Here is a 19,970-nt window from a genome sequence, read left to right as displayed (position 1 = left end):
TCGTACGGCACGCGGGGCGCCGGCCTTACGGGGTCACACCAACATGACGCCGCCCCGGTCACGGAGGGCGGGAGCCGGGCCGCAGGGTCGCCCGCGCGGCCCACGGCAGAGGGATGGGTGGCATGCGCCCGGGTGACGGGCGGCCGTCAGTGCCCGGCGAAGTCGAAGAGCGGGAAGGTCATGACCGGCTTGAAGCCGTCGGGCCGGTCGGCGGTGTAGGTGAGGCTCATCCGGGTGTAGTACCGGCCGCCCGGGTGGTTCTTCCACGGCTTGGGGTCGTCGAGCCGGACGGTCACTGGGTACGAGTGGAAGCGGCCGGCCGCGCAGTACGGCTTGCAGTCGTTGACCTCGTTGATCCCCGTGCCGGTCGCCGCTCGCGGACCCCACTGGGTCCAGTGGAGTCCGGTGAGGCGGCTGTTGCCGTCGCCGCAGGCCAGGATGAAGTCGGCCGGGCGGACGTCGCCGTGCCCCAGGCACTCGACGAGCACCGGTCGCACCGACGGGGCCCGGTGGGCGGCCGTGGGCGCGCCCGCCGAGGCCGTGGTCATGCCGGCGGTCAGCATCAGGCCCGCGCCGAGGGTGATCACCGCACTTGCCATAGTTCCGCGCATGGTCGCTCCCACCCGTCGTGCCGTCTCCGACCGCGTGCAAGTCGACGCTACGACCGCGGGGCCGAATGCACCAGTCGCGCAGGTGGGGGCGTGTTCCAGCCTTTTCCGGCCCGCGTTTCAGCCGTGCTGGACGGTCAGCCCGTAGAACGCCACCCGGGCGCCCCGGCTGGTGCTGTCCGAGGAGGACTGGTTGTAGGAGCCGGCCTTGAAGTACTGCTTGTACGGCTTGAACGACGACGGGATGCCGTAGCGGGTGGTGCTGCCGTTCACCGTCAGCTCGATGGTGTTCCCGCCGGAGACGGCAATGGTGTAGCGCCAGGTCTTGCCGACCGGGACGTGCCCGACCGGGTGCGAGGTCTGGCCGCCGGACGGCGAGTTCTCGGTGCCGAGGACGATGTCCCCGTTCGCGCGGTAGTACAGCTCCAGCAGCGGCTTGGTGGAGGAGCCCCCGGAGCCGAGGTGGATCTGCCCGACGCACACGTTCTTGGTCACGGATACCACGCGCAGGGTGGCGCTCATCCGGTGGGAGCCGGCCAGCGGCCAGTCGGCGGCGCCGCCGTCCCGGTCCATCTCCCGCAACTCGGAGCGCGCGTAGTTGGAGTGAGGGGTCGTCACTCCCTTCTCGGGCGCCCAGAACGTCATCGCTCCGTCGCGCTTGTCGGTGTAGAAGTACGCGTCCTGGTAGCCGTCCGCCCCCTGGAGCCGGGAGGAGGAGACGGTCGTGGGGTGCCCGGGGGAGCCGACGGGCTCCTGGAGCTGCCAGACCGAGAGGTCGAAGTTCCCGCCGGGGGCGACGTGCGGGTCGGCCGCCTGGGCGTCGTTGCCGAGGGTGGCGAGCGCGAGGCCGAGGCCGGCGGCCGTCGTCAGCGCGATGAGTCGGGTACGGGTCATGTGGGGGTCCCTTCGTCGAGGATGCGTTCAGTGATGTGAACACTGAACGCATCCTTGGTCACCGATGACCCGAGAAGTTAAAGGTCTGAACCAGACACGTCAAGAGGGTCAGCAGGCTCCCTCGTCTTCCCAGGGCCCCCACTGCGAGGCGCCCGGCGTCTCGTTCTGGGTCCACCACTTGGCCTTCCAGTTGTGCCCGCCGTAGGAGACCTCGTCGCCCTGCGTGTACACCGCGGAGGAGTTCCAGGCGGAGTCGCAGGAGGTGCCCGGCGGGGTCGGTGTCGGGGTGGGCGACGTGGAGGGCGGCGTGGTGGGCGGGGTCGCGCCGGCGAACTTCACCGAGTACTTGGCGAAGTCCCAGGAGTTCTGCGCCACGCTGGAGCAGGTCCCGGACGTGCGGCCGCCATTGTCGGGCGGACTGCACTGCCGGTCGCGGTTCAGCGACCAGAACGTGAACCGGTCCATGTTGTGGCTCGTCGCGTAGTCCAGCACCGTCTGGAAGTCGGCCTGCGTGAAGTACTCGCCCGTGTCGCTGCGGCCGTTCATGCCGGAGAAGCCCTCGTGGGCGTAGGCGGTGGCCTCGTTCCAGCCGAACGTGGACTGCAGGATCCCGTTGAACTTGGTCAGGGCGCCGGTCTGGCTCGCCGCCCCGTTGAAACCGCCGTCGAACGGCATGATGGAGAAGTTGTTCGGGGTGAACCCCTGCGACTTGGCCTCCAGCAGCATCTGCTTGCCGAACCAGCCGGTGCCGTCCGCGGTCCCGGCCGTCGTCACCGACACGTACAGGCCCGGGTTGTTCTGCTGGAGGATCTTCGCCGCGCCGATCTCGTTCTTGATCGCGGCCGTGTTCTCGTACTCCGGCTCCTCCAGGTCGAAGTCGATGGCGTGCAGCCCGTACTTGGTGATGACCTGCTGGTACGCCGCCGCGGTGGCCGCCGCGTCCGAGCAGGCCTGGCCGAGCTTGGTGCCGCCGTACCCGCCGATGGAGACCGACACGTCGCCGCCCTTCGCGCGGATCGTGTCGATCACCGACTTCACGGCCGTGTCCGAGGAGACCGAGGCCGTGCCGCCCCAGGTCGGGGAGCAGCCGCCGCCGTTGGGGGCCAGGATGAAGGCCAGCTGGAACGCCTTGAGGCCGGTGGCGTCCATGATCGCGGACGCGGACGGCGGGTCGTTGTCGAGCGGCATCAGATACGGGGCGGCCGCGTACCAGCGGTTGCTCAGTGCGGTGGTGGTCGCGCCCGAGGCCGTTCCCGCGACGAACGCGGTCGTGCCCGCGGCGGCGAGTCCGACGGCCGCCGCCGCGCTCAGACATGCGTGAAGACGTCTCACTGCGTGCCTCCTGGAGAGGTGGGGTGGGGAGGAACCCCAGCCTCCGGGAGGTGTTGAGGCCACGTCAATAAGTTGGACTAGACCAAATTCCACTTTGGACTAGACCATACGAAATCTTTACCCAAGGTCCGGCTGTCTCGCCGGAGACGACGGTGCCCGCGCCCCGAGCGGGACGCGGGCACCGGTCCTCAGCCGACGAGCCGCACGGTGAAGCCGTGCCCCAGCGGCAGACTCGGGGTGCGGACGGTCGTCACCCGGGTGCCGGGGTCGTACGACCAGGCGGACGCGGGCAGCTGACGGCCGTTCACCAGGACCCGCGCGGGCGCGGAGGCGCCGTGCACGGTGAAGGTGTACGTCCGTGCGTCCACCTTGCCCGTGTAGTCGCCCTTGGCGGCCCCCACCGAGACGGTCGTCGTCCGGTGGGCGGCGTGCACCGACACCCGCTGCGTGGAGTGGGCCCCCTTGGCGAAGGCACGGGTCACCCCGTCGTCCTCGTACAGCGTGTAGTGGCTGGTGCCGTGCGGCGCCGGGTACAGGTCCCAGTCCAGCTCGTGCCGGTCGCGGGTCTGCCAGCTCGTCGTGCCCTTCGGCCACATGGGCACGACCGCGCCCTCGCGCACGAACAGCGGGAGGGTGTCCAGCGGTGCGTGGTAGCCGTTGACCGTGGTGGGCCCCTGGTAGGTGCGGCCGGTCCAGTAGTCGGTCCAGGTGCCCTTCGGCAGGTAGATGCCGTCGCGGGTGTCGGAGTCCTGGTACACCGGTGCCACCAGGAAGTCCTTGCCCGACAGGAACTCGTACTTGGCGTCCGGTCCCAGCGTGTTCGGGTCGTGCGGGTACTCCAGCCACAGCGGGCGCACCGCGCCCACCCCCGTCTTCGCCGCCTGGGCCGACAGCGTGTACATGTACGGCAGCAGCCGCTCCTTCAGCTGGAGGTACGTGCGGTTGATCGAGGTGTACGGCTCCCCGTCCAGCCAGGGCTGCTGGTCGGCGGGCTTGCCCGTGCTGATGTCCGTCGCCCAGCCGTCCATGGTCATGATGGCCGGCAGGAACGCCTTCCACTGCAGGTCGCGCGCGTACATCTTCGGATCGTGGCGGTAGATGCTGCCCACGTCACCGGTGTCGTACGCGATGCCGGACATGGTGGCCCCGGCGTACGTCGGGATCTGCCAGCGGATGTAGTCCCAGGACAGCTTCTGGTCGCCGCTCCACATCACCCCGCAGCGCTGGGCGCCCGCCCAGGACACCGGCAGCCACACGAAACCGCGGGCGTCGCTGTTGTCCTCGATGCCCTTCTTCGCCGCGTCGCAGGCGTCCAGCGCGAACTTGTAGCCGTTGCCGACCCAGGCCACGTCCAGCTTCGCCACCCGCTGCCCCGCCTTGACCTGGTCGGCGAGCTTGTCGATGCCGTCCTGGGTCCACAGGCCGAGCTGGGCGTGGTGGTCCTGAAGGCCCTTGGCGGTCTGCTCCAGGTTCTCGTAGCCGCAGCCGTAGCCGTCGTTGACCAGCATCCAGCCGAGCGGCATCTGGTGCTCGGTGTAGCCGTCGGCGACCTTCAGCGCGTCCAGGGTGTGCCGCTCGCCCCGGTTGGCGTTGTGCAGGTAGCAGTCGGAGTCGCCCGGCTCCAGGCCGTACACCGGCGGCATGAACGGCTTGCCGACCAGCGCCGTGTACTCGCCGATGACCTGCTTGGCGTCGCCGAGGAAGTAGTAGGCGTCCAGGCGCCGTTCCTGCTGGCCGGTGGTCACCGGGTCGCCGAAGGTGTAGACGCCGGGTGCGAACGTGTTGCGGAAGACGCCGTAGCCCGCGCTGGAGAGGTAGAACGGCTGGGAGTTGTTGTAGCCGCCCTCGTTCCAGTCGAAGCTGTTGGACACGTACATCGTCCGGTCGCGGTGCGAGAAGCTGCCGTTCTGCTCGCCGCCGCCGAAGAACTGCTCGTCGGCGCCCCGGTCGAGGCTCTGCCGCATCCCGCCGGTGGACCAGCGCAGCGGCTTGTCCTCCTGCCAGATCCGGGTGCGGTTGTCGGGCTTGTACAGACCGAACCGCAGCGGCTTCTTGTACACGCGCAATACGGCCTTCGGCGTCCGGACGCCGTAGTAGTCGCCCGCGTCGAAGGACGAGGTGTGCCGCTCCCGGGCCTGCTGCTCGCGCACGATGGCCGTGCCCGCCGGGTCGCTCAGCGAGCCCGACGGATCGGCCTGCAGGCGCAGCCGGCCGTCGGTGAGGAAGTCGGCGCGGGCCATGAGCTCGCCCGCCCGGATCGTGTAGCTGCCGTCGCCGCCAGAGAAGGAGGTCAGGTCGCCGGCGTCCTCGGTCGCGGGCAGGTAGGCGGTGCCCGTGAACGAGTTGTCGTGCACGTCGTACGGCACGACCAGCACGTGGTACGTCCCCGACGCCCGCGGGATCACCGTGGCCTCGGGGTCGGCGGTGCCCGCGCTGGAGGCCACCTGCTTGCCCTGGTCGTCGTACACGTACAGGTCGAAGTCGTCCGAGGGCTTCTCCCACTTGACGGACAGCGGGACGCCGCCCTCGGGGTTGTCGTCCCAGTAGCCCTTCGGCACCGAGACGGTCAGGTCGAAGCGGTCGCAGACCTTGTCGTCGGGGTCGTCGGCGGCGGCCGGACAGCTCTCGGTGCCGCCGCCGGTGCCCTTGGCGTAGACCGGGCTCTGCCAGCTGACGCTGCTGTGCGCGGCGTCCAGGGTGCCGCCGGTCTCGGTGGCGGCGGCCGCCCGGGGGGCCGGGACGGCGAGCACGGTCCCGGCCAGGGCGGTCGCCAGCCCCAGGGGGACCCAGGCCGGCCACGGCACACGGTGTCGGATTCTTCGCACGGCGGAAACAGCTCCCATCGCACCAGTTCTCGCTTCTGCCTGCGTGCTGTTGCTGCGCGGATGCGCGCGAAATGAGCATCATTCGAGCAACTTCACGCACGAAGACTCGTTGCTAGTGCAGGTTCATGTCAATACCGCGAGCGGGTTCACTCCGGGGCACGACGAAGGCCGGCCCCCGCCCCGTGGCGGAGACCGGCCCGAACTCCGGTGCCGTCAGCCGGCGTTCTTCCTGAGCACGATCTGCGTCTGCGTGGTCTGCCCGACCAGCCGGTCCCGGTCGTCGCGCAGATCGGTCTGCACCACCAGCAGGGTGCCCCCGACGTGCAGCGGCCGGGCGGTGGCGTGCACGCGCCCCGCGGTGACCGCCCGCAGGAAGTTGGTCTTGGACTCCACCGTCGAGGTCCCCGACGCCCCTTCGGGCAGGTTCAGGTAGGCGCACACCGCCCCGACGCTGTCGGCCAGCGCCATCAGCGCCCCGCCGTGCAGCGCGCCGCCCACCGTGCACGTGTCCGGCGACCAGGCGAGCGAGCCGACGGCGCGCCCGGCCGTGGCCTCGTGCAGCTCGATGCCGAGCGCGCCCGCGAACGGCATCGCGGCCAGCAGCTCGGCGGGAGCCGGGGCGGCCTGCTCGGAGGGGGACATGGGGTACCGCCTTTCATCAGGGCCACGGTCGCACCGGCGGCCTGCGCCGGGTGCCGCGAGGCAGTGTGCCAGCGCGGACCGGCCGGTCCGGGGCCGACGGGCGGGAACGCGCCACGGGCAGGTCAAACTTCCTCCCGGCTCGGTGGAAACCGTGGCGGATCTTCCGCCGTCTGAGGCACCCTTGACAGCGTGCGTACTGTTTCGCGACGTTTGAGCCCCTTGCAGTACGGTTCGGACGTCCCGGTCGGGGAGGACCGCGCGGCGCGGACGCACGGAGGGGACAGACAGTCAGCGAAGGGCAGGACGCGCCCGGCGCGTCATGGGGGGAGCGGTCGCCATGCGAGCCAGCAGCCATGATCCACACACCTCACCGGCTCCGGTCACGGAAGGGCGGTCGAGCTGACGTGGAGATCACCATCCACAGACCCGGCGACCTGACACCCGATCTCCGGGCCGCCTGGCACCGGGCGATGGACGAGTCGCCCGAGTACGCCAACCCGTTCCTGGCCCCGGAGTTCGCCGCGGGCGTCGCCCGGTCCCGGCGCGGGGCGCGGGTGGCGGTGCTGCACGAGGGCGGGGAGGCGGTGGGCTTCCTGCCGTACGAGCGCACCCCCGTCGGCACCGGCCGGGCCGTCGGACTCGGCCTCTCCGACTGCCAGGCCCTCGTGCACCGGCCCGGGGTCACCTGGGACACCGGGGACCTGCTGCGCGCGTGCGGGCTCAGCATCTTCGAGTTCGACCACCTCGTCCAGGAGCAGCGGCCGTTCGCGCCGCACGTCACGGGCACCTTCGCCTCCCCGGTGATCGACGTCAAACCGGGTGACGGCGCTTACGCGGAATGGCTGCGCGGCACCTATCCGGGGCTGGCCCGCAAGACCCTGCAGAAGGAGCGCCGGCTGGGGCGTGACATCGGCGAGGTGCGGTTCGAGTTCGACGAACGGGACCCGCGGGTGCTGCGCACCCTGATGCGGTGGAAGTCCGCGCAGTACCGCAGGACGGGCCGCATGGACCGGTTCTCCCGCCCGTGGATCGTCGACCTGGTGGACCATCTGTTCCGGGTGCGCGAGGAGCACTTCACCGGCGTGCTGTCCGTGCTGTACGCGGGCGACCGGCCGGTGGCGGCCCACTTCGGACCCCGGTCGAGCACGGTGCTGGCAGCCTGGTTCACCGCCTACGACCCGGGCCTGCCCTCCTACTCGCCCGGCCTGATGATGCACCTGCGGACCGCCGAGGCGGCCGCCCGCAACGGGGTCACGCTCGTCGACCTCGGGCGGGGCGACAAGGAGTACAAGGACTGGCTGAAGACCCGGGAACTGCGCGTCGGCGAGGGCTTCGCCGCCCGCGCCCACCCGGTCGCCCTGGCCCAGCGGATGTGGCGCAGGCCCGTGCGCGGCCTGCGCAACACGGTGCTGGCCCACCCCCGGCTGCGCGAACCGGCCGATCAACTGCTGCGTACGGCGGGCCGGTTGCGCACCCGAGGCCGCGCCTGAACCCGCGTATCCGTGCCCTAGAGCTCATTTGTGGCAGGTTCTCGTCAAGAGTGTCCCAAATGCTGGACCTACTCCCGTTCGCGTGATCAGGTCTCCTGCGTCGCACTGTCGATGCCCTCCCAGGAGGCCTGAGGTGTCCCTGCCCGCCCACAGAAGACGATGGTTCACGCTCTGCGCACTCACCGCGTCCGCCGCTCTCGTCACCATCCCCCCGTCCGCCTCCGCCTCCGCCGCCGGCCACGGCGGCGGCAGCCCGTTCGGGCCCCGCACCCTCGCCCAGCTTGCCAAGGAACGCGTGCACACGGTGGGAGCCGCCTCCTCCAAGGCGCCCCTCGCGCAGGCCGAGGACGACGACGGCGGCAACGAGGCGGACGAGATCGCGGAGGGCGCGGACCAGTACGCCGAGGCCCGCACCTCCCCGGGCGTCGTCGCCCCCGGCGCGTACGGAGCAGCCTGGAACAGCCTCCAGAACCTGCGGGACACGGGCGGCCACTGGCGCAACGTCACCGACCTGCCGTACAACTCGGACGACCCGCGCTACCGCGACTTCGACTCCAACTCCAGCGGCGGCTCCGGCTATGTGACCGGACGCATGGCCGCCATGGCCGCCGACGACGACGGCTACGTGTACGCGGGCAGCGCCGGCGGCGGCGTGTGGCGCTCGCGCACCGGCGGCGGCCACTGGACGCCGATCAGCGACCGGCTGCCCTCGCAGTCCACCGGGGCCCTCGCCGTCGACGGCGGCGGCCGCCTCTGGCTCGGCACCGGCGAGGCGTCGACCAACTCGGACGCCTACCTCGGCAGCGGCGTCTACGTCCTCGCCCACCCGCACCACGGCACGTTCTCCGCCCGCCGCCGGGTCGGCGGCGACGAACTGGAGAGCACCACCATCCACGAGCTGCGCTTCGGCGGCGGCAAGGTGTGGGCGGCCACCAGCAAGGGCGTGTGGAGCCACTCCACGAAGCGGCTCGGCGGCCACTGGAAACTGGAGTTCGCCCCCAACCCCGACTTCCTGCCCGGCGGTTCCAAGGCGGGCGACCCCGACGCGCCGTACAAGAACATCGCCAACGACATCGCCATCGACCCCCAGGACCCCTCCAAGGTGGTCCTGGCCGTCGGTTGGCGCAGCGGCGACGACTACAACGGCTTCTACACCAAGTCCGGCGGCACCTGGAAGCGGATCACCAGCGGCCTCGGCGACCTGCCCGCCGACGCCGACAACGTGGGCAACGTGACCTTCGCCCGCTCCGCCGACGGCTCCCGCTACTACGCGATCGACGAGTCCCCGGAACAGCTCAACACCAACCCGGACAGCGGCCTGGAAGGCATCTTCGTCTCCAAGTCGGGCTCGCCCACCGGCCCCTGGACGAAGATCGCCGACTACAAGGGCCTGGCCGCCGACAACTCGGCGCTGAACTCGCCCGGCTACATGCCCGGCGTCCAGGCCTGGTACAACCAGTTCCTCGCCGTCGACCCGGACGACGCCGAGCACGTGTACGCCGGCCTCGAAGAGGTCTACGAGACCAAGGACGGCGGCGGCACCTGGTCCACCGTCGGCCCGTACTGGAACTTCGGCTTTTCCTGCTGGAGCATCGACCCGGCCGAGCAGACCGGCGACTGCAACCCGACCACCCACTCCGACCAGCACGGCGTCGCCATCGGCCGCTACCACGGCACGTCCTACGTGTACGTCGGCAACGACGGCGGCGCCTACAAGCGCCCGGTCGACGGCTCCCAGGACGCCCAGGGCCACGCCACCGACTGGACGTCCCTCAACGACGGCACCATCGACACCCTCCAGTACTACTCCGTCGGCATCGGCAAGGACCTCGACCACGGCGGGGTGTCCGTCACCGGCGGCCTCCAGGACAACGGCCAGTCCATCCTGCGCAGCAACGACAGGATCATGGGCTCCAACTTCGGCGGTGACGGCGGCGACACCCTCACCGACCCCGCCAACGGGTGCGACATCGCCCAGGAGTACGTCTACCTCGCCGTCCAGGTCACCCAGAACTGCGCCGTCAACGACGGCAGCTGGACCACCGACCCGAGCAAGGCGACCTCCTACTCCGTCGCCCCGCCGGACAACGCCACCAGCGAGGCCCGCTTCATCGCCCCGCTCGCGGCCGACATGAAGAACAGCTCCACCTGGATCGCCGGCGGCCGCCACATCTGGGCGCAGACCCACGGCTACGCCATCCGCAGCGGCGCCGAGTGGAAGGGCCTGTACGACCTCGGCGAGGGCCGCACCGCGACCGCCGTCGCCGCCTCCGGCGGCAAGGTGTACGCGGCCTGGTGCGGACCCTGCAACAACCAGGGCTTCGCCCGCGGCATCGCCGTCGGCAACGCGGACGGCACCGGCTGGCACGACATCAGCCTGCCCGCCGACGGCACCGTTCCCAACCGCTACCTCAGCGGCTTCGCCATCGACCCGAAGAACGCCGACCACGTGTTCCTCACGGTCAACGGCTTCTCCCGGGCCTGGACCGAGGGCCCCGGCGCGGGCGTCGGCCACGTCTTCGAGTCCACCGACGGCGGCACCACCTGGAAGGACGTCTCGGCGAACCTGCCCGACGTGCCCGCCGACTCCGCCGTCGTCACGGCGAACGGCGGCCTCGCCGCCGCCACCGACCTCGGCGTCGTCTACCGGGCCCCCGGCCGCACCCACTGGCAGCGCGTCGGCAACCTCCCGGCGGTCGCCGTGCTCCAGCTGAAGACGAGCCCCGACGGCCGCACGCTGTACGCGGCCACACACGGCCGCGGCATCTACACCTTCAAGGTACGCGACCTGGACTGACCCCACCCCACCCCAGAGACGCCCCCGCCGCTCGCCCGCGGCGGGGGCACATCTGTCCGCGCCCGCCGCGGCTTATATCGGCGCCACCCGTGTCCGCGGGCGTTCGCCCTGCACGGGGGCCACCCGTGTCCGCGGGCGTTCGCCCTGCAAGGGGGCCACCCGTGCCTGGGCGGGCCTGGCTTGTACGGGGGCCACCCGTGCCTGGCGGGCCCGGCCTGCACGGTAGCCACCCGTGTCCGCCCGCCCCCGGCCTGCACCGGGGGCACCCTCGTGTCCGCGGGCGCCCGGCCTGCACCGGGGCCACCCCTGCCCGGGCGGGCCTGGTCTGCGCGGAGGCCATCCGCGTCCGCGGGCGCCCGGCCTGCACGGCAGTTACCAGTGTCCGCACGCGCCCCGGCCTGCACCGGGCCACCCGTGTCCGGGCGCGCCCCGCCCTACACCGGGGAGGCCGCGATGCGCAGTGCCGCGGGCCGGGCCGTAGGTGGGGCGTTGTCCGCGGCGCTGACATCGGTCCACCAGCCGGCGCCGTCCTCGATGTAGCGCAGCAGCACGCCCTCGCGGATCGCCCACGGGCTGACGACGACCCGCCGCAGCCCCATGAGCTTCAGCGCCGTGTGCCCCACGACCGCGCCGGCCAGGCTCTGGCCGGCGCGCGGCGCGGAGATGCCCGGCAGCCCGGCGCGCTCGGCGGCGGGCAGCCCCGCCAGGGTGCGCACCGCGCCGCCCAGGTCCCGGCGGCGCATCTCCCGCGGGACGAACAGCCCTTGCCGCCCGGGCGCGGCCCCACACAGGCGGGCCAGCTGCTGGAACGTGCGCGAGCTGACGGCCGCCGTGCGCGGGCCCTCCCAGCGGATCCGGGCGGCCACGTCCCGCAACTCGTGCCGGACCCGGCGGCGCAGCGTCTTCACCTCACCCGGTGCGGGCGGGTCCTGGGCGGCGAGGAACTCCTGCGTCAGCCGGTTCGCGCCGAGGGGCAAGGAGGCGGCGAAGTCGGGCAGCCGGCCGCGCCCGAAGGCCACCTCCAGGGAGCCGCCCCCGATGTCCAGCAGCGCGAGGGGGCCCGCGTTCCAGCCCAGCCACCGGCGGACCGCGAGGAAGGTCAGCGCCGCCTCGGTCTCACCGGGCAGGGTGCACATCCGCACCCCGGCGCCCGCCTCCACCCGGCGCAGTACCTCCGCCCGGTTCGGCGCGGCGCGCACGACAGCGGTGGCGAACGCCAGCGGGCCGGCGGCCTTCCAGTGCCGCGCGGTCGCCTCCGCCGCGGCGACGGCCTTCACGAGCCCCTCCACCGCCTCGTCGCCGAGAGCGCCGTCCGGCCCGACCTGTTCGGACAGCCGCAGCTTCCACTTGACGGTGTGCACCGGCAGCGGAACACCGCCCTCCACGTCCGCGACCACCAGCCGCACCGTGTTCGACCCCGCGTCCACCACACTCACCCGCATGGCCGGGGGAGTACCCACTTCCCACCGAAAGATCCACGCCTGAGACCCAGTAGGACGGCGCGCAACGGGGCGGTCAGAGGCACACTCGGCTTCCCCTCGACCGCGATCGCCATCCGCCCGCCCCAGAAACGCCCTCACGCGCCCCCTCGTGCTCTACCGCCACAGGGCCTCCCCTGACGACCCCGGCCCCCACCAACACGCCCCAAAGGGGCGCGGGGAACTGCGCGACAAGCCACACCCAACCCGCACCCGCACACAAACCGCACCCCCACCCCCTTAGGCGCCCCAGCCCCCACCCCCTCTGTCCTGATCTCGGCCCCCGAACACCCACACCCCCCACCCCTCCCCTTGGATAAAGAACCCCCGGCGACAGGAGCGCAACATGCCCACGGCGAACGCGAAACGCGCAGTGATCATCGGCGCCGGCATCGCAGGCACAGCAACCGCGATCGCCCTGCGCAAGGCCGGCTGGCAAGCAGCCCTCTTCGAGGCGCACCCCAACGCGGCCGAGGACATCGGCGCCTTCCTGACGCTCGCCGGCAACGGCATGCGCGCCCTCGCCGAGCTGGACGCCACCGACCCCGTCACGGCCGTCGGTTTTCCGCTGACTTCGCTGCGCGTCCTGGACGCCCGCGGCACCGAACTCGCCCACGCCCCGCTGGGCGACGTCGCCGAACCGGCCCTGCGCTACCGCTGCCTGCGCCGCGGCGAGCTGAACGCGGCGCTGCAGGCCGAGGCCGTCCGCCGGGGCATCCCGCTGCGTCACGGCGCCCGGCTCGTGTCCCTGAGCGACGGCCCGGCCGGCGTCACCGCCCGCTTCGCCGACGGCACCACCGCCACGGCCGACGTGCTCATCGGCGCGGACGGACTGAACTCCACCGTCCGCCGGCTGATCGCCCCCGGCAGCCGGCCGGGCTACGCCGGTCAGCGCGTCTTCTACGGCTGCACCGGCACCGCCCCGGCGACTGACGGCACCGGTCACATCACCATGGTCCGGGGCAGCGCGGCGGCCTTCGGCTTCGCGGTGTCCCCGGCGGGGGAGACGTACTGGTTCGCCCGCGTCGCCGGTGAACCCCTGACCACCCGCGAACTCGCCCGGCCCGCACCTGACGTGTGGCGAAACCAACTCATCCCGCTGCTGCGCGAGGACAGCACGCCGGCCGCCGGGATCGTCGCCGCCCCCACCGGCACCGTCATGGTCACCAACGCCACCGAGATGCCGCTCGGCACCCCCTGGCACAGCGGCCGTACCCTCCTCGTCGGCGACGCGGCCCACGCGGCCTCCCCGGCGACCGGACAAGGCGCCTCGACGGCCCTGGAGGACGCCGTGATCCTCGCGAAGGCGCTGCGCGACAGCCCCGATCCGCACACGGCGTTCACCCTGTACGACGCCTGCCGCCGCCCGCGCGTGGAGCGCAACATCACCGTCAGCGGCGGCATCTCCCGGGCCGGCCACGCCCCCGGCAGCCCCGCCACGTCACCTCCCGCCCCGCGCACGGACGACGACACCTTGCACCGCCAACTCGCCTGGGACACCTCCCTGGGCTGAGCGGCCGCAGCCGCCCGCGAAAGTGCAAGAGACGGAGCACTGGAGTCCATTGCCGGAAAGCACCGCCGGGCCGGATCGTTCCTGCGACTGGTCCGGCACCTCTCGCAACGCAACTAGGAGCACCCGTGCGACTCTTCCGCAGAGCAGGCGGCGCCATGGCCGCGGCCGCCGTCGCCCTGGCCCTGGGCGGCGGCACACCGTCCCCGGCGTCCGCGGCCACCCCGGTGTACGACGTGACCGTGGGGACACCGGTACCGTTCGCCAACCCCACGGACACCCCCGCCACCCCCTTCACCGACCGGGACGGCACCTTCCACTACCAGCAGTCCGCCGCGCTGTACGGCGCCGCCGACCCCCGCTCCTGGGACTTCTACACCGGCACCGACTTCGACACCGCCACGTTCGACGACAGGCTCAGCAAGGCGGTGAACCCGGCCGACCCCGACGACCGGAACGACGACACCACCTGGCGGTGCGACAACAGCCCGACCGGCCGCGAGGCGACGTACGCCCCCAGCGGCTCGGGCTACGCCCAGAAGAACTACTGCGACCTGTCCGGCGTGTGGATCGACCCCGACACCGGTGACTGGTACGGCCTCGTGCACAACGAGTTCACGCCGCAGCCCTTCGGCGACGGACTGCACTACGACGCCATCGACTACGCCGTCTCCACCGACCGCGGCCGCACCTGGACCATCGAGGACCACGTCCTCACGTCCCCGTACAGCACGAAGCGGGGCGACACCACGGCCTTCCCGAACCAGACGTACTCCTACGGCGACGGCGACCAGCGCCTCTTCGTCGACACGGCCTCCGGCTACTTCTACGTGTATTACGGCTCCCGGATCGTCGACAAGAAGGGTGGCTGGAAGGCGTTCTACGAGCACGTGGCCCGCGCGCCGATCTCCGCCAAGATGGCGCCCGGCTCGTGGCGCAAGTGGTACGACGGCTCCTGGTCGCAGCCCGGCACCGGCGGCAAGGAGAGCAACCTCGTCCCCGTGGACGCCGGCCACCCGACCGGATACACCCCCGCCGCCGACGAGTACGACCCGGCGAACACCGGGACCGCCGCCGAGCAGATCGCGGCCGGGAAGATGCCGCCGACCTCCCCGCTGTTCGTCATGAACATCGCCTACGACGCGTACCTCGGCCTCTACATCGGCGAACCGCAGGCCGTCGACCAGAGCGGTGACTCACCGCAGTACTTCTACGCCACCGACGACCTGGCCCACCCGAAGTGGCGCCGCATCGGTGACACCGGCGGCTACACCGACGCGTCCTGGTACCGCTGGTTCCTCGACGGCGCCAACCGGACCGGGTCGGCCGTCGTCGGCCGGACCTTCCGCTCGTACTGCTCGTTCGGCTGCTCGAACGGTGCCTACGGCGAGTACGTCGACGTCACCGTCGACTCCTCCGGGCGGTCCGCGCCGCCCGTGCGGACCGGCACGGCCTACCGCATCGCCGGCGGTGCCGGCCGGGTCCTGGCCGCGGCCCGGCACGGCTCCGCCACCACCTCGGTCGCGGCCGGCACCCGCTCGGCGCGCGCGGTGTGGACCTTCACGCCCACCGGTGACGGCGCCTTCACCATCGCCGACGCCCGCCACCACCTCCTGGGCGTCGACTCCTCGGCCGCCTCCGGCCGGGCCTGGGGCGCGCGGCCGACCGTCACCCCGGCCACAGCCGGCGGACCGGCCGTCGGACAGCAGTGGTTCGTGATCCCCAGCGCCTCCCACGACGGAACCTGCCGCCTCGTCAACCGCTACAGCGGCCTCACCCTCGGCCTCTCCGCGACCCCCGGCCGGCAGGCCGAGACCACCCCGGTGCGGTCCTGGACCGACCACAGCGGCAGTCCCGTCGGCGCAGGCCGCACCGCCGCCGAGCAGACCCTGACCCTGATCCCGGCCGGCGGCCACGGCCGGGCACCCGGCCACTGACCGACCGGCCTGACGACAGGTCACGCGGCCCCGAGCGGACACCTCCGCCCGGGGCCGCGGTCCGTGATTTTCGCTCCGAAGGCTTGCCGCGCTTCTGATTCATCACTTAAATCAAACCGTGAACTAAGCACTCGGGTCAGCTCCTTGACCTCCCCATGGCTCATGCCCCATGACCCATGACCTCCCCAGCTTCATGGAGCCGTCGAATGAGACTGAGATCCCTGGGCGCCGCGCTGGCCGTCACCGCGGCGCTGCTCTGCCTGCCGGTCACCCATCCACCGGCCGCCGCCGCGGCCGACACCCCCCTGTCCCAGGGCAGGACCGCCACCGCCTCCTCCGAGGAGAACCCCGGCACCACCGCCCCCGCCGCGGTCGACGGCGACACCGGCACCCGCTGGTCCTCGGCCGCCACCGACGACCAGTGGCTCCGGGTCGACCTGGGAACCACCGCGTCCGTCACCCAGGTCGTCCTCGACTGGGAGACCGCCTACGGCAAGGACTACAAGGTCCAGATCTCGGACGACGGCACCACCTGGACCGACCTCAAGTCCGTCACCGGCGGCGACGGCGGCACCGACACCCTGGACGTGTCCGGCCAGGGCCGGTACATCCGGATGCTCGGCATCCACCGCGCCACGCCGTGGGGCTACTCCCTCTGGGAGTTCCAGGTGTTCGGAACCCCGGCCGCCACCCAGCCCGGCTGCGACACCTCCGACGCCGCCCGGGGCAGGCCCGCCACCGCCTCCTCCACCGAGAACGCCGGCACCCCCGCCTCCGCCGCCTTCGACGGCGACACCCACACTCGCTGGTCCAGCCAGGCGGCGGACCCGCAGTGGCTCCAGGTCGACCTCGGCTCGGTCCAGGACCTGTGCGGCATCGACCTGAACTGGGAGACCGCCTACGGCAAGGACTTCCAGCTCCAGGCCTCCACCGACGGACAGACCTGGACGACCCTGAAGACCGTCACCGGCGCGACCGGCGGCACGGCCTCCTACGACGTCAGCGGCCCGGGCCGCTACGTCCGCGTCCACGGCACCGCCCGCGGCACCGGCTACGGCTACTCCCTGTGGGAGTTCGCCGTCCACACCTCCACCACCGGCACCCCACCGGTCCAGGGCGGCGGCGACCTCGGCCCCCACGTGATCGTCGTCGACCCCTCCACCCCGAACCTCCAGCAGAAGTTCGACGACGTCTTCCGGCAGCAGGAATCCGCCCAGTTCGGCACCGGCCGCTACCAGTTCCTGCTCAAGCCCGGCACCTACAACGGCGTCAACGCCCAGATCGGCTTCTACACCTCCGTCTCCGGCCTCGGCCTGAACCCCGACGACACACAGATCAACGGCGACGTCACCGTCGACGCGGGCTGGAACGCCGGCAACGCCACCCAGAACTTCTGGCGCTCGGCGGAGAACCTGGCCATCAGGCCGTCGAACGGCACCGACCGCTGGGCCGTCGCCCAGGCCGCGCCCTTCCGCCGTATCCACGTCGAAGGCGGCCTCAACCTCGCCCCGAACGGCTACGGCTGGGCCTCCGGCGGCTACATCGCCGACTCGAAGATCGACGGCACCGTCGGCCCGTACTCCCAGCAGCAGTGGTACACCCGGGACAGCTCCGTCGGAGGCTGGACCAACGGCGTGTGGAACATGACCTTCTCCGGAGTCCAGGGCGCCCCCGCGACCAACTTCGACAGCGGCCCGTACACCACCCTCGACACCACACCCGTCTCCCGGGAGAAGCCGTTCCTCTACCTCGACGGCTCCGCCTACAAGGTGTTCGTCCCCGCGAAGCGCACGAACGCGCGCGGCGTGTCCTGGCCGGCCGACGCGGGCACCTCGATCCCGCTCGACCGGTTCTACGTCGTCAAGCCCGGCGCCACCGCCGCCACCATCGACCAGGCGCTCGATCAGGGCCTCGACCTGCTGTTCACCCCGGGCATCTACCACCTCGACCGGACCATAGACATCACCCGCCCGGACACCGTCGTGCTCGGCCTGGGCCTCGCCACCCTCGTCCCCGACAACGGCGTCGACGCGATGCACGTCGCCGACGTGGACGGCGTCCGGCTCGCCGGCTTCCTCATCGACGCCGGACCGGTCAAGTCCGACACGCTCCTGCGGATCGGCACGCCCGGCTCGAGCGCCGACCACGCGGCCGACCCCACCACCATGCAGGACGTGTTCATCCGCGTCGGCGGCGCCGGACCCGCCCTCGCCACCGACGCGGTCGTCATCGACAGCGACGACGTGATCGTCGACCACACCTGGATCTGGCGCGCCGACCACGGAAGCGGAGTCGGCTGGGAGACCAACCGCGCCGACTACGGCCTGCGGGTCGACGGCGACGACGTGCTGGCCACCGGCCTGTTCGTCGAACACTTCAACAAGTACGACGTCTACTGGAGCGGCGAACGGGGCCGGACCGTCTTCTTCCAGAACGAGAAGGCCTACGACGCCCCGAACGCGGCCGCCGTCACCCACGACGGCAGCGTCGGCTACGCCGCCTACAAGGTGGCCGACTCGGTGACCACCCACGAGGCGTGGGGCCTGGGCAGTTACTGCAATTACACGGCCGACCCCGGCATCGTCCAGGACCGCGGCTTCCAGGTCCCGGCCGGGCCCGGCATCCGGATGCACGACCTGATGGTGATCTCCCTCGGCGGCAAGGGCCAGTACGCCCACGTCGTCAACGACACCGGTCCCGCCACCTCGGGCACGAGCACCGTCCCGTCCAAGGTGACGTCGTTCCCCTGACCCCGGCGTCCGCCCGCCGTCCCGGGGCCTGTCAGGCCGGTCCCGGGACGGCGGACACGGGCACCCGGAGTTTGGAGTGCGCGGCGAGTGCAACACGGCCGGTGCGACACCGAACGCCCGCGAAGCCGGCCGAGGAGGACACCCATGGATCACTCGCGCGTACCCGTACTGGAGGCCCTGCAGAAGTTCCGGAGCCGCGGTGACGTGGTGTTCGGGCCACCGGGGCACAAACAGGGCCGGGGCGTGGACCCCCGGGTCACCGACGTCCTCGGCCTCGACGTCTTCCGCTCCGACGTGCTCATGCTGAACGGCCTGGACGACCGCCGGGAGTCCCAGGGAGTCCTGGAGCAGGCCCAGGAGCTGATGGCCGACGCCGTCGGCGCCGAGCACGCGTTCTTCTCCACCTGCGGCAGCTCCCTGTCGGTCAGGACCGCGATGTGCGCCGTCGCCGGCCCGGGGGAGAAGCTGCTGCTGTCCCGCAACGCGCACAAGTCGGTGATCGCCGCGGTGATCATCAACGGTGTCGAGCCGATCTGGGTGCACCCGAAGTTCGACACCGGACGGCACATGGCGCACCCGCCCGAGCCCGACGACGTGCGCCGGCGCCTCGACGAGCACCCGGACGCCAAGGGCATGCTGCTGATCACGCCCACCGAATGGGGCACCTGCGCCGACGTGCGGGGCGTGGCCGACGTCTGCCACGCCGTCGACGTACCGCTCATCGTGGACGAGGCGTGGGGCGCCCACCTGCCCTTCCACCCCGGCCTGCCGTCCTGGGGCATGGACGCCGACGCCGATCTGGTCGTCACCAGCGTCCACAAGATGGGCGGGGCGATCGAGCAGAGCTCGGTGTTCCACCTCCAGCACGACCGGGTCGCCCCCGAGGTGCTCAAACAGCGCGAGGACCTGCTGGGCACCACCAGCGCCTCCAGCCTCGTCTACGCGGCCCTGGACGGCTGGCGGCGGCAGATGGCGGAGCAGGGCCGCGAACTGCTCGGCGCCGCCCTGGAGCGGGCCGAGCGAGTGCGCGCCCGGCTGGACGAGCTGCCCGGGCTGTCCGTGATGGGCGGCGAGATCATCGACGAGGGGCTGGCCGCCGAGTTCGACCCGCTGAAGCTCGTCGTCGACGTCCGGGACCTCGGCATCAGCGGCATGCGGGCCGCGGAGTGGCTGCGGGCGAACTGCCACGTCGACGTCGGCGGCTCCGACAGCTGCCGGGTCAGCGCCTCCCTCACCCACTCCGACGACGATGAGACCGAGAAGGTCCTCCTGGAGTCCCTGCGCTCACTGACGGAGCACGCGGGCGAGATCGAGCGGCAGCCGTCCGTCCGCCTGCCCGCGCCGCACGTGCTCGAACTGGAGCAGGCGCGGCTGCCGCGCGAGGCGTTCTTCGCGGCCGCCGAGCACGTGCCCGCCGAGCGCGCCGCCGGCCGGATCGCCGCCGAGATGATCAGCCCCTATCCGCCCGGCGTACCGGTCGTGGCGCCCGGCGAGGTGATCACCGGGGAGGTCGTCGACTATCTGCGCAGCGGCGTCGCCCACGGCTTCATGATCCCCGACGCGGCCGACCCGTCCCTGGACACCTTCCGGGTCATGGCCCGTCCCTGAGCCAGGGCCCGTCCCCGACCCGGCGGCGCCCGCCCTGCGGGCCGGGACCGCAGCGCCTAAGGTGTCGTATGCGGGCAGCCGGGTACCCCCTGTCCTCCG

The 19,970-nt window shown here is 72.0% G+C and carries 11 protein-coding genes and 1 pseudogene; 6 read left to right on the top strand and 6 right to left on the bottom strand.

Annotated elements, in window-relative coordinates; genetic code table 11:
- Nucleotides 1-146: 146 nt before the first annotated feature.
- The 5 genes and pseudogenes from DBP14_RS00675 to DBP14_RS00655 all read right to left on the bottom strand — a co-directional run bounded on the left by DBP14_RS00675 (nucleotide 147) and on the right by DBP14_RS00655 (nucleotide 6,301).
- Nucleotides 147-611, bottom strand: coding sequence for a hypothetical protein (locus tag DBP14_RS00675; RefSeq protein ID WP_129305108.1), 465 nt, complete (start codon nucleotides 609-611; stop codon nucleotides 147-149).
- Nucleotides 612-728: 117 nt separating this feature from the next.
- Nucleotides 729-1,502: a polysaccharide lyase family 7 protein gene (locus tag DBP14_RS00670; RefSeq protein WP_129305107.1), complete on the bottom strand. Its 774-nt coding sequence runs from the start codon at nucleotides 1,500-1,502 to the stop codon at nucleotides 729-731.
- 108 nt (nucleotides 1,503-1,610) lie between these two features.
- Nucleotides 1,611-2,834 carry a carbohydrate-binding protein gene (locus DBP14_RS00665; protein WP_129305106.1) on the bottom strand — a complete coding sequence of 408 codons (1,224 nt, stop codon included), beginning with the start codon at nucleotides 2,832-2,834 and terminating at the stop codon, nucleotides 1,611-1,613.
- A 278-nt stretch (nucleotides 2,835-3,112) separates the two neighbouring features.
- Nucleotides 3,113-5,068: pseudogene (locus tag DBP14_RS00660) on the bottom strand (TIM-barrel domain-containing protein); the annotation flags it as partial.
- Nucleotides 5,069-5,872: 804 nt separating this feature from the next.
- Nucleotides 5,873-6,301, bottom strand: coding sequence for a PaaI family thioesterase (locus DBP14_RS00655; protein WP_129305105.1), 429 nt, complete (start codon nucleotides 6,299-6,301; stop codon nucleotides 5,873-5,875).
- 404 nt (nucleotides 6,302-6,705) lie between these two features.
- Between DBP14_RS00655 and DBP14_RS00650 the strand changes: the two genes are divergently transcribed.
- Entirely contained in the window at nucleotides 6,706-7,791 is a 1,086-nt protein-coding gene (locus DBP14_RS00650; protein WP_129305104.1) for a GNAT family N-acetyltransferase, read from the top strand.
- A gap of 133 nt (nucleotides 7,792-7,924) precedes the next feature.
- Nucleotides 7,925-10,588, top strand: a complete 2,664-nt coding sequence (locus tag DBP14_RS00645; protein WP_129305103.1) for a glycosyl hydrolase — start codon at nucleotides 7,925-7,927, stop codon at nucleotides 10,586-10,588.
- Nucleotides 10,589-11,022: 434 nt separating this feature from the next.
- Here the strand turns inward: DBP14_RS00645 and DBP14_RS00640 are convergent, their stop codons facing one another.
- On the bottom strand, nucleotides 11,023-12,030 hold the full coding sequence (locus DBP14_RS00640; protein ID WP_206739179.1) for a Ppx/GppA family phosphatase: 1,008 nt from the start codon (nucleotides 12,028-12,030) through the stop codon (nucleotides 11,023-11,025).
- 382 nt (nucleotides 12,031-12,412) lie between these two features.
- On the opposite strand from DBP14_RS00640, the gene DBP14_RS00635 reads away from it, so the two are divergent.
- The 4 genes from DBP14_RS00635 (at nucleotide 12,413) to DBP14_RS00620 (ending at nucleotide 19,871) form a co-directional block, all read left to right on the top strand.
- Entirely contained in the window at nucleotides 12,413-13,579 is a 1,167-nt protein-coding gene (locus DBP14_RS00635; RefSeq protein ID WP_129305102.1) for an FAD-dependent oxidoreductase, read from the top strand.
- A gap of 125 nt (nucleotides 13,580-13,704) precedes the next feature.
- Complete coding sequence (locus DBP14_RS00630; RefSeq protein ID WP_206739178.1) at nucleotides 13,705-15,513, top strand: RICIN domain-containing protein; 1,809 nt, start codon at nucleotides 13,705-13,707, stop codon at nucleotides 15,511-15,513.
- Nucleotides 15,514-15,719: 206 nt separating this feature from the next.
- Nucleotides 15,720-18,263 (top strand): discoidin domain-containing protein, encoded by a 2,544-nt coding sequence (locus DBP14_RS00625; RefSeq protein ID WP_129305101.1) that lies wholly within the window; start codon nucleotides 15,720-15,722, stop codon nucleotides 18,261-18,263.
- 144 nt (nucleotides 18,264-18,407) lie between these two features.
- Nucleotides 18,408-19,871, top strand: a complete 1,464-nt coding sequence (locus tag DBP14_RS00620) for an aminotransferase class I/II-fold pyridoxal phosphate-dependent enzyme (RefSeq protein ID WP_129305100.1) — start codon at nucleotides 18,408-18,410, stop codon at nucleotides 19,869-19,871.
- The last annotated feature ends 99 nt before the right edge of the window (nucleotides 19,872-19,970 follow it).

Origin of the sequence: Streptomyces sp. L2 (genome assembly GCF_004124325.1) — a bacterium.
Taxonomy (GTDB): Bacteria; Actinomycetota; Actinomycetes; order Streptomycetales; family Streptomycetaceae; genus Streptomyces.
This window is presented reverse-complemented; position numbering and strand designations above follow the sequence as displayed.

Excerpts from the sequence above, each read along its gene's own strand:
- DBP14_RS00655 (WP_129305105.1), bottom strand. The coding sequence starts at position 6,301 with ATGTCCCCCTCCGAGCAGGCCGCCCCGGCTCCCGCCGAGCTGCTGGCC.
- DBP14_RS00675 (WP_129305108.1), bottom strand. The coding sequence starts at position 611 with ATGCGCGGAACTATGGCAAGTGCGGTGATCACCCTCGGCGCGGGCCTG.
- DBP14_RS00640 (WP_206739179.1), bottom strand. The coding sequence starts at position 12,030 with ATGCGGGTGAGTGTGGTGGACGCGGGGTCGAACACGGTGCGGCTGGTG.
- DBP14_RS00625 (WP_129305101.1), top strand. The coding sequence starts at position 15,720 with ATGAGACTGAGATCCCTGGGCGCCGCGCTGGCCGTCACCGCGGCGCTG.
- DBP14_RS00635 (WP_129305102.1), top strand. The coding sequence starts at position 12,413 with ATGCCCACGGCGAACGCGAAACGCGCAGTGATCATCGGCGCCGGCATC.
- DBP14_RS00620 (WP_129305100.1), top strand. The coding sequence starts at position 18,408 with ATGGATCACTCGCGCGTACCCGTACTGGAGGCCCTGCAGAAGTTCCGG.
- DBP14_RS00670 (WP_129305107.1), bottom strand. The coding sequence starts at position 1,502 with ATGACCCGTACCCGACTCATCGCGCTGACGACGGCCGCCGGCCTCGGC.